This window comes from Neorhizobium sp. LMR1-1-1.1 (assembly GCF_040675795.1).
Lineage (GTDB): Bacteria > Pseudomonadota > Alphaproteobacteria > Rhizobiales > Rhizobiaceae > Neorhizobium > Neorhizobium cellulosilyticum.
Genome location: NZ_JBEGHE010000038.1, coordinates 12042 through 25691, shown reverse-complemented (window position 1 = coordinate 25691; position 13650 = coordinate 12042). Strand labels below are relative to the sequence as shown.

At 60.4% G+C, this 13650-nt stretch carries 17 protein-coding genes; 5 read left to right on the top strand and 12 right to left on the bottom strand.

Translation table 11 applies throughout. The features are described 5' to 3' along the window. Positions 1-960 precede the first annotated feature (960 nt). Genes MRBLMR1_RS22790 through ku (MRBLMR1_RS22780) form a run of 3 tightly spaced genes read right to left on the bottom strand, consistent with a single transcriptional unit; the run spans position 961 to position 3057 of the window. Positions 961-1332 (bottom strand): hypothetical protein, encoded by a 372-nt coding sequence (locus MRBLMR1_RS22790; RefSeq protein ID WP_500066389.1) that lies wholly within the window; start codon positions 1330-1332, stop codon positions 961-963. Next, complete coding sequence (gene ku, locus MRBLMR1_RS22785) at positions 1329-2138, bottom strand: non-homologous end joining protein Ku (RefSeq protein ID WP_183688357.1); 810 nt, start codon at positions 2136-2138, stop codon at positions 1329-1331. Before ku (MRBLMR1_RS22785) ends, MRBLMR1_RS22790 begins: the two co-directional genes overlap by 4 nt. 10 nt (positions 2139-2148) lie before the next feature. Further along, positions 2149-3057 carry a non-homologous end joining protein Ku gene (ku, locus tag MRBLMR1_RS22780; protein ID WP_183688355.1) on the bottom strand — a complete coding sequence of 303 codons (909 nt, stop codon included), beginning with the start codon at positions 3055-3057 and terminating at the stop codon, positions 2149-2151. A 255-nt stretch (positions 3058-3312) separates the two neighbouring features. Between ku (MRBLMR1_RS22780) and MRBLMR1_RS22775 the strand changes: the two genes are divergently transcribed. Beyond that, positions 3313-3495, top strand: a complete 183-nt coding sequence (locus MRBLMR1_RS22775) for a hypothetical protein (protein ID WP_183688353.1) — start codon at positions 3313-3315, stop codon at positions 3493-3495. Beyond that, positions 3495-3782, top strand: a complete 288-nt coding sequence (locus MRBLMR1_RS22770; protein WP_500066386.1) for a hypothetical protein — start codon at positions 3495-3497, stop codon at positions 3780-3782. Before MRBLMR1_RS22775 ends, MRBLMR1_RS22770 begins: the two co-directional genes overlap by 1 nt. Before the next feature lie 25 nt (positions 3783-3807). Here the strand turns inward: MRBLMR1_RS22770 and MRBLMR1_RS22765 are convergent, their stop codons facing one another. The 5 genes from MRBLMR1_RS22765 to MRBLMR1_RS22745 all read right to left on the bottom strand — a co-directional run bounded on the left by MRBLMR1_RS22765 (position 3808) and on the right by MRBLMR1_RS22745 (position 5449). Continuing rightward, the gene (locus MRBLMR1_RS22765) at positions 3808-4275 is read right to left on the bottom strand and encodes a GNAT family N-acetyltransferase (RefSeq protein WP_500066384.1); all 468 of its coding nucleotides are present in this window, start codon (positions 4273-4275) and stop codon (positions 3808-3810) included. A gap of 17 nt (positions 4276-4292) precedes the next feature. After that, the gene (locus MRBLMR1_RS22760) at positions 4293-4496 is read right to left on the bottom strand and encodes a cold-shock protein (protein ID WP_500066382.1); all 204 of its coding nucleotides are present in this window, start codon (positions 4494-4496) and stop codon (positions 4293-4295) included. Between the two features lie 97 nt (positions 4497-4593). Beyond that, positions 4594-4968, bottom strand: a complete 375-nt coding sequence (locus tag MRBLMR1_RS22755; protein WP_183688348.1) for a GFA family protein — start codon at positions 4966-4968, stop codon at positions 4594-4596. Then, a complete protein-coding gene (locus MRBLMR1_RS22750) occupies positions 4965-5225 on the bottom strand; it encodes a hypothetical protein (RefSeq protein ID WP_183688346.1) in 261 nt (86 codons plus the stop codon). Before MRBLMR1_RS22750 ends, MRBLMR1_RS22755 begins: the two co-directional genes overlap by 4 nt. A 17-nt stretch (positions 5226-5242) precedes the next feature. After that, the gene (locus MRBLMR1_RS22745) at positions 5243-5449 is read right to left on the bottom strand and encodes a helix-turn-helix domain-containing protein (RefSeq protein ID WP_183688344.1); all 207 of its coding nucleotides are present in this window, start codon (positions 5447-5449) and stop codon (positions 5243-5245) included. A gap of 362 nt (positions 5450-5811) precedes the next feature. Between MRBLMR1_RS22745 and MRBLMR1_RS22740 the strand changes: the two genes are divergently transcribed. Beyond that, positions 5812-6408, top strand: a complete 597-nt coding sequence (locus tag MRBLMR1_RS22740; protein WP_183688342.1) for a prolyl oligopeptidase family serine peptidase — start codon at positions 5812-5814, stop codon at positions 6406-6408. Positions 6409-6443: 35 nt separating this feature from the next. Continuing rightward, on the top strand, positions 6444-7337 hold the full coding sequence (locus MRBLMR1_RS22735; protein ID WP_183688340.1) for a hypothetical protein: 894 nt from the start codon (positions 6444-6446) through the stop codon (positions 7335-7337). Positions 7338-7411: 74 nt separating this feature from the next. Here MRBLMR1_RS22735 and MRBLMR1_RS22730 read toward each other — a convergent pair whose 3' ends face one another. The 3 genes from MRBLMR1_RS22730 to MRBLMR1_RS22720 all read right to left on the bottom strand — a co-directional run bounded on the left by MRBLMR1_RS22730 (position 7412) and on the right by MRBLMR1_RS22720 (position 11892). Continuing rightward, positions 7412-7753, bottom strand: coding sequence for a response regulator (locus tag MRBLMR1_RS22730; RefSeq protein ID WP_183688338.1), 342 nt, complete (start codon positions 7751-7753; stop codon positions 7412-7414). Further along, a complete protein-coding gene (locus tag MRBLMR1_RS22725) occupies positions 7754-9256 on the bottom strand; it encodes an HWE histidine kinase domain-containing protein (RefSeq protein ID WP_183688336.1) in 1503 nt (500 codons plus the stop codon). Positions 9257-9324: 68 nt separating this feature from the next. Beyond that, a complete protein-coding gene (locus MRBLMR1_RS22720) occupies positions 9325-11892 on the bottom strand; it encodes an HWE histidine kinase domain-containing protein (RefSeq protein WP_500066378.1) in 2568 nt (855 codons plus the stop codon). A 376-nt stretch (positions 11893-12268) separates the two neighbouring features. On the opposite strand from MRBLMR1_RS22720, the gene MRBLMR1_RS22715 reads away from it, so the two are divergent. Next, a complete protein-coding gene (locus MRBLMR1_RS22715; RefSeq protein ID WP_500066376.1) occupies positions 12269-12721 on the top strand; it encodes a DUF2383 domain-containing protein in 453 nt (150 codons plus the stop codon). Positions 12722-12947: 226 nt separating this feature from the next. Here the strand turns inward: MRBLMR1_RS22715 and MRBLMR1_RS22710 are convergent, their stop codons facing one another. Next, entirely contained in the window at positions 12948-13415 is a 468-nt protein-coding gene (locus MRBLMR1_RS22710; protein WP_500066374.1) for a hypothetical protein, read from the bottom strand. Positions 13416-13650 lie beyond the last annotated feature (235 nt).

Below are 13650 nucleotides of genomic sequence, written 5' to 3'. Positions count from 1 at the left end.
CTTGAGACAATCGCTACGATGAGCGATGATCCACTCATCAGCCTGCCAGCAGCAAGCTGACACTCATCCGGCCCTCTGGGATGAGCCGTGGCCGTCTAAGCTACACCACTCCCTGGGACACGATCCTCAACAAAGCACAGCTGTATGTGCACGGGTGCAGCTTTCCGAAGGCAGCTTGGTCAGTCGCCTGGGTTGAGCTTGTAGGGAAATCTTTGTTCCAATAACCAAGGAAATCGGTAGGTCCGCCGGGCGTAGAATGCTAGCGCAACAAAAAAGGCCGGGGCGAATCCGCACCGACCTTCTAATGTCGCTCCTCATACCAGTGCCAGTACATCCGTGGCCAAAAGCAGAAAGCGACTTCGGCTATCGCGAACATCCCTTGGAATACTCATCAGCGACGCCTGTGCACTGTAGATAGCCACTGATTGTGTTCGTTTCAAGTTCGCGGCGTTGACATTAGAGAACTTCGAAGACGCACTCATCAAGGCGCGGCTCTTGAGATTGCCGCCCGCGTAATTATCTCGAGTCGGGACCCTCGACCTGGAGCATCGAGATGGACGAAGACACCCAACGCCTCTTCGCAGGCGCTGACATTGAGATCCTGCCGCCCGAGACCTGTTCGGCTGATCCGGCGACGCCCCATGCGCCTGTTGCGGACGGCCCGTGCTAATCGACGAAGACTGTTACGAGATCTGCGAGGAATGTCTGTCGCCGTGATATGCTCGTTGTGGAGCCTCATGCCGTCACATGGGTCACTCGGAGGTCGTCACCGCTGACCTCTCCCCTTCGATTAGAGCATCTATCGACGCCTCGGCTCGATCAAGGCAAACAAGCGGCCCCTCGACTACCGTCGAGCGAGGCTGCTTCTCCTGGAGGTCAATTACTCGGTTGCTTCCCGGCGCGGTGATCACGGCGAAATGCGAACTCGGGCTGTAGATCGCGATACGATATCGTTTGTATTCATGCACCGTGGCTGGCATCGGCCGGCTCCTGCCGTACTCCGCGCGGCGGACGGCGTCCCGATGAGATCATTTCGCTGTGCACCCCAAGTGTCCGTCGCGAAGAGAGGACCATCGCCTCCGTCACCCAGACCTTGCCGTCGATGTCTTCACCCCGGCGGATCGCGGCTGCGGCCAGGTCGCGATAATACTCAGCAAAACGAACGAGTCGTCGAAGCGACATTTCCGGCGGGGATGCCGTGGCCTTGATGGCTTCGCAGGTGACGATCACAAGCCAGACGGACGCGCCATCGGTCACAGCCATCTGACCGTTCTCAAAGTACAGGAATGGTGCCGGTTCACAGAGCTGGATTTCGCCGTCGTTCGACATCATCCAGCCTTCCTGCTCTTGAGTTCGTCGGCGACGCTCTTGCGCAAGGCGTCCATGATATTGATGACGTTTGAGGCCGGGGCCGGGGCGTCCTTTGCCTTTGCGGTCCGCTTTTTCGGCTTGAGGGCCTTCTTCTTCTCCTCGATCAGCTTCAGAAGGCTTTCCTGAATCGGATCACTGACCATGTCGGGTGACCAACGCTTCGTTTTCTGCTTGATGAGCTGCTGAACGAGCGGCACGAGATCGGGATCGGCCTCGTCGTCGATGTCCTCGAAGTATGCCTCCTCGGGCCGAACCTCGTCGCCGAACCGCAGGGACCACAGGACGATGCCTTCGTCACGCGGTTCGAGGACGACCGCCTTCTCGCGTCGGCCGACGACGAGTTTCGATATGCCGACCACTTTGTCGGCCTTCATCGCATCCCGGATGACCGCGAACGCCTCATTTCCGACGGCGTCGTCCGGCATGAGGTAGTGCGGCTTCTCTAGGTAGACCCATTCGATCGATTCCGCCGGAGCGAACTTTTCGATGTCGATGGTTTTGACGGTGTCGAGCGCCACCCGGTCGAGGTCGTCATCCGTCAGGATCACATAGTCGTTTTCGCCACGGGCGTAGCCCTTGGCCTCGTTACCGTCTTTCACGGGTTTGCCAGTCACGGAGTCGATGTACTGCGAGACGACCCGGTTGCCGGTCTCCTTGTTGAGCGTGTGAAACCGAACCTTCTCCGATTCCGACGTCGCCGGAGTCATGTTGACAGGGCATGTTACGAGCGAAAGCTTCAGGTAGCCTTTCCAGTAGGGACGCGCCATGACCGATCTCCTAGCCCGCCTTGCGCTGCGGAGCAGCCTTGGAGGAGGCGGCCTTCGCAGCCGCTCCGCGCGCGGCGCGCTGCCGACCGGTGCCAGCGTTGGCATTGGCGGCGGTGCGTTTCGGTTTCTCCCCGGTGGCCTTCAGCATGCCAGCGCTTTCGCGCAGGGCGGCAAGCAGATCGTTCGGTTTCGATACCTCGACCTTCTTTGGCTTCGGCAGGGATCTGCCTTCCATCTTCGCCTTCACCAGCTCGGCCAGGGCTGCTTCATATCGATCGTCGAATATGGCTGGATCGAAGTCGCCCTTCTTGGTGCTGATGATATGTTTGGCGAGATCCAGCATCTCGCCCTCGATCTTCAGTTTCGGCATTTCCTCGAACGCCTTCTTCGACGAGCGGACTTCATAGTCATAGTTCAAGGTTGTGGCGATGAGACCTTTGCCATGCGGCCGGATGAGGACGGTGCGCATGCGTCGGAACAGAACGGTCCTTGCGATCGCCGCGACTTTTGACTTCCGCATTCCGTCGCGGAGCGCGACAAAGGCGTCGACGCTCATTTTGTCCGGTGTCAGGTAATAGGGCTTGTCGAAGTAGACGTCATCGACATCAGAGCAGGGAATAAACGCTTCGATCTCAAGGGTCTTGTTCGATTCCGGGATGGTGGCGGCAACCTCGTCTGGATCAATGATGATGTACTGGCCGTTCTCGATCTCAAATCCTTTGGTCTGCTGTTCCTTCGGCACAGGCCCTTCGGTCTCACCGTCGATGAAGACGCGGTTGACGCGGTTGCCGGTGGCCTTGTTGATCGTGTTGAATGTGATCCTGTCCGAGGTACTGGCGGCCGTATAGAGCGCCGCTCCGCAAGAGACTTCCCCGAACTTGATGAAGCCCTTCCACTGGGCCCTGTGTCCGCTCGCCATACTCGTTACTCCCGAATCGATACTGGCGAATCAAGATCTGTCGAAGTGATTCGTTCCGACTCGAAACGAATCATTTTTCAATGGCTTACGACTCCTTGCTCAGTTGTTGATTCACCCTGGATGAGAGACATAGTGCTCATCCAGAACCCGAACCCCAGTCGACGCTGCCTCGCTTGATGGCTCCATCTGGAAAATAACGCCGCGCAACATTTTGGAATCCCGTGCGTTTCAGGTTCTCCAGAGAAGGAGAGCAACATGTCAAAACGCGAACTTATCGACACCGGGACTGACAAGCGCTACGTGCGCCGCGACGAGAAGGACCAGTTCAAGGAGTCGACGGATGTCGGCCGGTCGCTCTCGGCCGACAAACGCCATAAGTCCACGACGGAGGCGAAGCGCGGCGAAGGCGATCGCGGTGACCACCACGCGAAGCACTGATGCAGATCGGTCCGGCGTTCAACGAACTTCCACCCGCGGAGCGGCAGGCCGTACTCGAACGGCTTGCCGTCACGCTCGAGAGAAACGCCATTTGGGCCGATGACGAAGGCGACGACGCCCTCGGCATGGTGATGCGGTCAGTCGGCACGGCCTTGCTTTCGGTCGCAGCAGATCTCGCGAACACGGAGACTGTACTCGCCGAGGACGTGGCTGGTCGCGCCATCGGCTTGATTACGACTTTCCACATGAGGCACCCCGAGTACCCCGTCGGTCCGGCACTGCACTAGCCGCCCGAGCGACAGTCGCTCTTCTTCAGCGTTCGGGTCGCGTCCAGACTTTGCACACCGCAGTTTCCGTGTGCCGATAGGTATCGAAGCCCATCCGCTCGTAGTAGGCCTGTGCGACTGTGTTGTCTTTACCGATGAATGCTTCGATGTTCGTCAGCCCGGCGTCGAGGGCGGCCCGCTCGCTTGCTGCGAACAGCCTGGTGCCGACTCCGGTTCGCGCGGCGTCGGGGGAGACATGGGTGCCGATGATCCCCCAGCCCGACGGCGTGCCGTACGGATTTCCCTCGACCGCGCGGATGAGGGACTGGAATCCCATGATGTTGCCGTTCTCGTCTTCCGCAACGGTGCAGCGTATGCCGAGCGGATTGCTGACGTAGCGATCCCGCACGTAGTGGGTATCGGCTGGCATCGTCCGCCTACCTGCCGCGACCAGCTTTTCGAGCATCGCGCTCATCGCGGTCACGTCGTCGCTAGTCGCTTCCCTGATCATCATGGAAACACCGGAAATCGTCAGGCGCCGCGTACGTTTTCAGCCTTCGACTTTCCAGTCTTTCGATCCTGGCCTACCTCGTAGGACACCTTCTGGCCGTCGCGCAGTAGCGTCAAACCTTGGACTGCGCTCACATGAACGAACACGTCCTGTCCGCCGTCGTCCGGCGTGATGAACCCGAAACCCTTGTCCTGATTGAAAAATTTTACGGTGCCGTTGGCCACTGGAATTCCCCCATGTTCATTATGTGGACGCATTTAATAGCTTCTCGGAGGGCGGCCTGCAACGGCGCCGCCACCTGTCAAAGGCTCGGTCGACTCGTCATGTGCAGTCTTCGTCGAACTGCTCGGCCCCGCCGATGGGAGCCAGCCAAGGTTCTCGGCGCTTTACCCAAAGCTCGTAGGCCGGCTGTAACGACGTCGGAGCGTCGGAAAGGATACCGAGCTTGATCTCGGCCTCGTGTTCGTTAACCGAAAACAGCCGCGATCCGCACTTCGGGCAGAAAGATCGCCCGCGAAATTCGCTTGTGTCGCCCTTCGTTTCGAACGCACTCGAAGGCCATACGGCAAAGAACGTGAAAGCCGATCCGCTTTCTTGACGACAGTCCGTGCAATGGCAGATTCCGGTCCGCAACGGCTTGCCACGCACTGCCACCTTCACATCACCGCAAGAGCAGGAGCCAACGAGCGTCGTCATGCCGACCTCTCGGCTGCATCATCGACGACGTCCGTCTCGGGTCGATCTCCGCCAGAGGCGTGTTCGGTCTGCCAGCGCCCGTCGGTAAGCTGGAACGATATCTCGGCGTCGCGGCCCTCGAGATGTTGTCGCTCCGCAGCGGATCTTGCCGCAGCAAGCGCGGCGTCATGATCGGCAAAGGACTCCGACCATACGTCGCCCAGCCGATACGCGAAACCTCCGTCGTGCTCGGCGAGATGATAGGTGATCTTCGTCATGTATCCTCCTGCTGAAATTAGGAAAGGGAGTGCTCGATGCGCTCCGCGTGATGGGCGTTGTCAGATGTACCGTCTTCGATCGCCGAAATCTCGGCCTCGGTAAGCCCGGTGGCGATCGCCAGATCCTCTAGGCTGTAGTTCTTCGAAAGGCGGGCGTCGCGCAGACGTGCGCCCTGGCGTTTCTCCGCGCCGATCGCAGAGGTTTTAAAATTGGTCTGATCCATGCCGTACTCCGATCGATCCGAGAAACGTGTCTGTTACGAACGAGTTCCATGGCTCATTCTGATGATGAGTTTGCGGCCGCAAGCATCAGCTTCCTAAGTCGCTCGTTCTTCTCTTCGCGCAGGGAGGATCGGGCTGGCCCTTCAACAGGTTGAGGCTTCTTGTCCAGTAGCCTATGGCTTTGGCGAACTCCTTGTGCAGGCAGGTCTGCCTCCCCATCTAGGGTGAGCCACCCCATCATCGAGCAAGCATCCGCAGCGGCATCCGCCGGCGTCTGCGTGACGGCTTGCGCGCAGGGTGAGACGGCCGCTCCCTTCCTTGAGGTCGAGCGCCGTCGGGCCTTTTCGAAACCTTCAGGATCGTCATGTCATCCCACGACCACCTCGTCATCTTTCTGCACGGTATTGGCGCGTCCGGCGCGCAGCTCATGCCGCTGGCCTCCTCCTGGCGCGCTGGTCTCCCGAACACGCGGTTCGCTGCCCCCGACGCGCCCATGCATCATCGCTACGGACACCAATGGTTCTCAACGGAAGGCAACCCGCTGGATCCGGCAAAGGTCATTGCGGCCCGGAAAGCGTTCGACGGACTGGTCAACGACGTCGTCCGTCGCGAAGGGTTCGCCGACGCCCACGGTAGGATTGCCTTCGTTGGCGTCTCGCAGGGTGCCATCGTTGCTCTCGACGCGGTCGCGTCCGGTCGCTGGAAGGTCGGCGCGCTCGTTTCATTCGCAGGGCTTCTTCCGCCGCAGCCGATATCGCCGGCCAGCAAGGAGACGAAGATCCTTCTCGTGCACGGTCAGTCCGACACGACGATCCCGGCCGCTGCCTCGACGCTGGCTGCCGCGCAGCTTGGAGTCGCGGGCTTCCACGTTGAGCTCGATGTCGAGCCAGGCGTCGGACATACGATTTCCAGCGCCGGCGCGCATAGGGCGTTATCCTTCCTGCAGAAATCGCTCCTGTAGGCGAAACCCGACGATCACCTGACCGTTTTCCTGTCATGACCGAAGACAACCACGAAGAGACCAACGACACCGACCCCCCGCAGGAGAGGGTATCCTTCGCATTCGACCGGATGACCGTCGCGCGCTTCCGCGAGACCTTTCCGAATGCCCGGTGGTCGGACGCGCTCCAAGCCTGGACGGTCCCCGGCAAGACCGCTCGAAAGCGCATCGACAGGTGGCTCGCCTCCGAGGTGGATCGAAGACCCCCCTACGAAGAGGAACGGGGCCGCGACGCCTACGAGTTCGAACCCATTCTCAGTCCATATTTGCAGGTCTTTGATCGCGGCTTCCGCATCAAGACCCCTTTCTCGCGGACGGTCGTCGACGAACTCCGGCAGATACCATTTGCCCGCTGGAACGGCGACGACAAGGTCTGGGAGGTGCCGTACGCATCATACGACGATCTCCAGCATCGGTGGGAAGCCATCGAAGAGGCGGCGAAGCGGGCGGAGCCGGAAGAACGCCGAAAACGGGCAGAGGCTCGCAAGGGAACCGAGGAGGAAGCGAAGGCGAAGCGCAGGACATCCGAGCGCAGGAAGAAGCGCCTGCCTGTTCCCAGCGACGATCTCCCGCCGCTGGGACGTCCTGTCGCGACGAGCGCGTTTGGGATCGTCGTCATGACCGAGATCACGGGCGAGCTCGTCGATCCTTCGGAAATTGCCGAGCATCATCCGGACGCCGACGACGAACATGTCTGGGCGGGTTGGCGTTCCGCGACGCTGGAAGAACTCGTCGATACCTGGCCGGCTCGGGCGGAACCGGGACAATACGAACGGCTGCGGGGATGGTGGCAGCCGACGATCGAAGAGCTGCGGGCCGCAAGGAGTTCTGCGAAAGCCAGGGAACGGCGGCGGACCAGTCGCGAAGCCCATGCACCTTCAACCTCCTAGCTGCGCCTGCAGCGCGAAGCTTGTCGGCGTTATGTCCGCCGATCTAGCAACGGTCTCACATCACGTCGCGTAGTTCACAAGAGGCTCTGCAGCAGCGCCTCTAGCTGCTGCGGGGCGAACGGCTTCTGCACCACCGGCGCATTCCGATAGCGTTCCGCCAGACCCGCGGCGCCGTAGCCGCTTGCGAACACGAAGGGAATGCCCAGTTCGACCAGGCGGTCGGCGACCGGGAAGGACAGGTTGCCTGCGAGATTGATGTCCAGGATCGCGAAGTCAAAAGTTTCGGTCGCTACGGTATCGAGCGCTGTCTCAAGTCTCATCGCCGGACCGACGACTTCATGTCCCATATCGATGACCGCGTCTTCGATCAGCATGGCGACAAGCATCTCGTCCTCGACGATCAGTATCCGCTTCATTCAAACTCCCCCGGCCGCCGGCTTGTCGCTTATCGCCTGGAGGGAGGTCGTCAACTTGAATACGATACCGGACGAACGTTGAACCAACTCTGCAGTTCCGCGGAGTTCGCGGGGTAGGACCTGTAGGGTCAGTCGCGAGCCAAAGCCCTTGCGTTCACCTTCGACGATCTTCGGGCCACCCGCTTCGGACCATACAAGCTCGAACTTCTCGTTTTCGTCTACCTGCCATCGGAGATCAACTGTACCGGTCGCACTCGAGAGTGCGCCGTGCTTGGCGGCATTGGTGCCGAGCTCGTGAAGTGCGAGTGCGATCGACATGGCCGCATGAGGCCCGACGCGAATGTTCGGCCCGGAGATCCTGATCGCCTCGCGCCCCTCGATACGGAACGCGTCCATGGCGCTCTCTACCATCGTCAGCAGATCGGCGCCGTCCCAGTTCTCTTCCGTGAGGACGTTATGTGCTCTGGACATAGCAAGGATCCGCGCGGTGATCGCTGCGGATGCTTCCTCCTTGGTATGTACGCCGCGTAAAGTCTGCGAGACGATCGACTGAATGGAGGCAAGTGTATTCTTGACCCTGTGGTTCAGCTCGTTGATGAGAAGCCTCTGACGATGCTCCGCTCGCACCCGTTCCGTCACGTCCGAACCTTGGACGAAAATATGGGTGACGGTTCCGGTCTCGTCCCGAATCGGCTGATAAACATAGTCGACAAAGCGTTCCTCTCGGTCCGCGCCGAATACTCGCTGGAGATAGACGCGTTCTGAGAATCGCTTGACCGTCTGGCCCGTGGCGAAGACCTCGTCCAGTAGTTCGAAATTTCCTTGTCCTGCCAACTCTGGCAGTGCTTCCGCGATCGGCTTTCCGACGACGTCCCGGCCGCCGATCAGCTCCCGGTATTCTGGATTGACGAGCTCGAACCGATGATCCTTGCCGCTTAGCATCGCCATGAATGTCGGCGCCTGCTCGAACAGGCTTTGAAGTCGCTGAAACTCCTCCCGGTTCCGCCGCTCCGCCAGAACTCGTTCAGTCGTCTCGACGACGATGGCGATCACTCCTGCAGGCTTGCCCTCTTCGTCAGGGACCGGCGAATAGTCGAGATCCATCCACACCTGCTCCGGATACCCCTTGCGGTGCAGGGTCAGCTCCTGATCGCGATAGGCAAGCGTTCGACCCGAAAGGCCGACTTTCATGACATTGTCGTTGAAGTCGGCGATCTCCGCCCAGCCTTCGCGCACGTTGGAGCCGAACAGCGCGGGGTGACGGTGTCCCGCGAAGACCGAGTATGCGTCGTTGTAAATCATCACGCCCTCTTCGCCCCAGAGCATGACTATCGGAACCGGCGACTGCAGGAGAAGGGCGGTGCTCGATTTCAGCGATGGCGGCCAGGTTTCGACTGGACCCAACGGAGTGGACGCCCAGTCGTGATGCCGGATGATGTTGGCAACCTCACCGGCATGGCCAAGAAAGCGGAAGGGGGCGTCGAGGTCGGGCTTTCTAAGCATAGGCTTTTCCGTTTCTAGGTCGCCCCGTAGGTAAGGCGGCCGCGACACTTGGCAAGATTGGGGATACTTTAGGAGTCCGGGCCGGTCGGCACGATGCCGAGCGTTGTCCCAAACACACTCGCCAAGGCAGCCTGCGATACGGGCTTTCGAACCACGGGAACAGTTGAGAAGTCTGCCGGGATATGGACGCCGTCGCGGTAGCCTGTCGCGAAGATGTATGGAATGCCACGCTTCTCAAGCTCCTTCGCGACGTCCTCGGATGTAGAAGATCCAAGATTGAGATCGAGAACCGCACAGTCGGGCGATTCCTCCGAAAGGATTTTCAAGGCGGTGGCGACATTGGCCGCGATCGAAACCTCTTCGGCGCCGATCGATCTCAGCAGTTCCTCGGTGTCCATCGCGATCAGCGACTGATCCTCGACGAGCAGGACGCTCATTCGGTCCAACGGCTTGGACGCGGCTTCCGCGATGGCAGGGCTGCCGGCCTGGAAGTCCACGACCTCGCGCAGGTGCTCGCCGGGGATCATGATTCTCGCCTTAAGGCCGGCAGGGGCGAAGTCAATGTCGATGGTTCCGCCGAGATCATGCGAAACCGTTGTCTCGATCAAATTCGAACCGAAGCCCCGCCGTGTCGGCACGACCACTTCCGGGCCGCCGCTTTCCTTCCAGTAGAGATGGCAGTCGCCATTTCCGGCGATCGTCCAGGATATCTCCAGCTTTCCGGACGGAACGGAAAGGCTGCCGTACTTCGCGGCGTTGGTCATCATCTCGTGCAGAAGCAGAGCGAAGACGCCGAACGCCCGTTCGGTCAGGCCGATGTGATCTCCCGAAATCTGGATGCGATCCGGCAGTTTTGCAAACCGATGCATACCGGCCTCGGCCTCGATGAGGCCCTTGAGTTCGCCGCCGTCGCGGCCGCCGAAGGACTGGTCATGAGCGAACGAGAGGGCCCGCAGCCTCCCTTCGAACGACTTGGCGTATTCCTCGACCGACTGGGAGTTCGCCCCGGTCTGGGTTGCAATCGACTTCACCAGCGCAAGGATGTTCTTCACGCGGTGGTTCAGCTCCGAATTCAACAGCTTCCGCTGGTTCTCGGTTCGCTCGCGCTGCTCCTCTGTGGCGTCGTTGTGCGACAGCATCACGTCACGGACATATCCCCTGATGGAGTCGGCCACCACGACGTCGGCCTTCGACCACGGGAGCGACTTGTGCCTGACGTCTTCCCTCCAGGTATCGAAGCTGCCGCGCGGCGACAGCCTGACGCCATTCTCGGTGAGTTCCTCAGTCTTCCTTGGTTCTCCGGCCCACTCGACCTGGTGTGCCTCCTCGCTTCGGAAAAATACCAGGAAATCCGGCGAAGAGACTGAGATCGGAATCGCGAGCACCCCTGCGATGCGCGTGCCGTACTCTTCGGCCTCACCGGTCTCGGACTGGAGGTCCTGCGTGTCCCAGATGTTCCGGCCCGCCTTCTTGCCGATGAGTTCCATCAGAGGCGGTATCGCCGTCTCCGACGGAGAAACCCCGTACGACGCCCACTCTCCGCGCGACCATAGGCCCGCCCCGTCGCTGGCAATCAGAGAAGAGAATTCTCGAAGTCTTCTGCGAAGCGTGACCTCGACCGGGTCGGCGGGATCGACGCCTGCGATGATCGCATCGAGACGACCGCGCGTCGCCGCGGCGGACGCCTGCTGTTCGCGATGCTCGATGGCGGCCACATGGAGCGAGAAGTACTGTGCGAACAGTTCGGTCGCCACGCGCAGCGGTATGGAAAGCCATTTCGGCGTGTTGTGATGACAGGCGATCAGGCCCCAGAGCTGGCCGTCCACGACGATCGAGATCGACATAGATGCGGCGACGCCCATGTTTCGCAAGTATTCGCAGTGAATGGGCGAGACGCTTCGAAGATGGGCGAACGAGAGGTCGACCGGCTGATCGCCTTCGGCGATCTTCGGGAGCAGCGGTACTGGGACGAACGATGCGTCGCCAATCACGCGGACCCAGTTTTTGACGTATAGCTTGCGTGCCTGCACCGGGATGTCGGATACCGGGAAGTGCTGGCCCAGAAAGCTACCCAGAGAAGGGTCTTTCGCCTCCGCGACCACCCGACCGGCCCCGTTGTGCAGGAACCGGTAGACCATCACGCGGTCGTAGCCGAGCATCGCGCGGACGAGTCGCGCGACCGATTTGAACAGCGGGTCGAACTCCCGGTAGCCGTCCACCCGTCGGATCAACGATTGCGTCAGATGGAGGGCGACTTCCGTGTCCTCCGGAGAGGCCGGCCGCTCGAGCTCGAGAAACGTGCGGCCATCGTATCTGTGGGCGGTGATGTCGGCGACGCTCGCGCCTTCCGAGAGCTTCGCCTTAAGCACGACGCCTGCGATCTGGCCCGCACCAGCCCGAGCGACGGCGTTGGCTATGTCATGGGCGACTGTCGTACCGACCAGATCGGCAAGCTCCGCTCCGACATAATCGCGATTGGTATCGCCCAGAAACTCGTCGATATTCTTCGAGACGAACGAAACCATCCCTTGCTCGTTCAGGACGATCATTGCTCCGTGAGGCTGGATGCTGCCCGGAATATGGATGGGTTCCCGATCGCAATTGCTCAGATCGACTTTGGACCTATCATAACTCAATCGCGGACATCCTGCTTTCTCGGGTGGGCATGCTGTCTGCCATAGCGTCCGGCGACCAGCAACCGCTGTTGGGGAGTAATACGATCGCTTACTGATATTGGATTATCGAAGCTGCTGATCAAGAAGGACGGTCTCAACGGCCGGATGAACGCTCAAAGGCTTTTTATGTTCCGGCACCGGCTGCCGCCGCACCGCACTGGTAAGCGTTGTGGTCGATCTATAGCGGAGCCCCATGCTCCATGCGCGGTCTAGCCTGGGCCGCTAGTTCGGAATCAGTCGCCCGCCGTCCGCTACGGTACGCACGTCCTGCGTCGCGGAACATCTCCGCTGCGTTCTTCATTGCGGGACATCACCAACCAACGAAAAGGATAATGTTATGGTTACGATGGTCGGCAACGAAGGCAGCATCGAGAAGCTTGTGAAAGATCTCCTTTATCTCGAGCACGATGCCATCGCGGCATACGATTCCTGTATCGAACGGCTTGACGACAAGACGCTGAGCGCGAAGATCGCAGAGTTCAAGCAGGACCACCTTGAGCACGTCGCCACGTTGACCGAGATGGCTCGGGAGCTCGGCATCGAAGCGCCGACCGAAGGCGACATGAAGCAGATGCTGACGACGGGCAAGATCGCATTGGCCGACCTCATGGGCGACTCCGCAATTCTCAAGGCCATGAAATCGAACGAAGACGACACAGTCACGGCCTACCAGTGCGCTTCGCGCCACGAGGACGCGATCCCGGAGTCGAAGGCGTTCTTCATGAAGGCGCACCAGGATGAGGAACGTCACCGTGCCTGGATGAGCACAACTGCCGACTCACTGTCTTGAAGCCGACGACTTAAGCAGACGTGATTCCTCGGGAAGCGACCATTGAGGTCCGCCGGTCGCTTCCCGACTACTCCGAGCGATCCGCCGCCTGGCGCTCGAGGAGATGGGCACCATACGCCTACCGGGCACACCACGATATCAGGAGTATGAAAGTTCTCCGCCGAGTTGCAGCAAAGCCTCGTCTCGAACTTCACGTGGGAGCGCAAACTGCCGCGGAATTAGAAGCTTAGCCTGTGGACGCGTTGTGGATAACCTGTGCAAGAAATCGATACGGACAAGGTCCGTTCTGCGTCCGTTCGTGAGCCGCTTGCTTAACTGCCGCGACTCGGTCGACATTACCGTCAACCACTTCGGTCTCCGCCGCAATCGTAGCCGAGAGGGTTCGGGCGCTCCCCATCGGGTTGAGCGCCCTTTTTTCCATTTCAGCCGCTGCCGGGGGAGACGCTCTCGTCGTCCTTGTCCGGCAGCGAACCGGCGCCGGGCGTCTTGCTCTCATCTTGCCTTCCTCGCCGACGACCGGATCGCCGTCTCTCCTCCAAGCAACCGCGCCAGCATGCTGTGCAGCGAGGTTCCGGGCCTCCTCGACGGCGGCTTCAAAGCTCGCGGCGACGCGCGGTTCAAATGCCCCGACCGGCTGGTTTCGGTCATCGAGGTCGAAGGCGAGCACGAAGTAAGTGGTGAACGTTCCAGGCATTGGAGGGTCTCCTTTGCTGTGGAAACGCATTCCGGCTCGCGCGGTTTCAGAAGCCGCGCACCGCTTGATTCGTCGGCTGCCATCCCCATTTTGATTCCGTCCTCGAACCTGGAGCCTCGAGATGGAAGACGCACTTGTTGAAACGATGACAGCCTGCGAAATCGAAATCCTTCCGCCGGAGCCCGAGGATTGCTGCGGAGGCAGCGTCGCATGCCTCTGCTGCGGACGGCGGCAG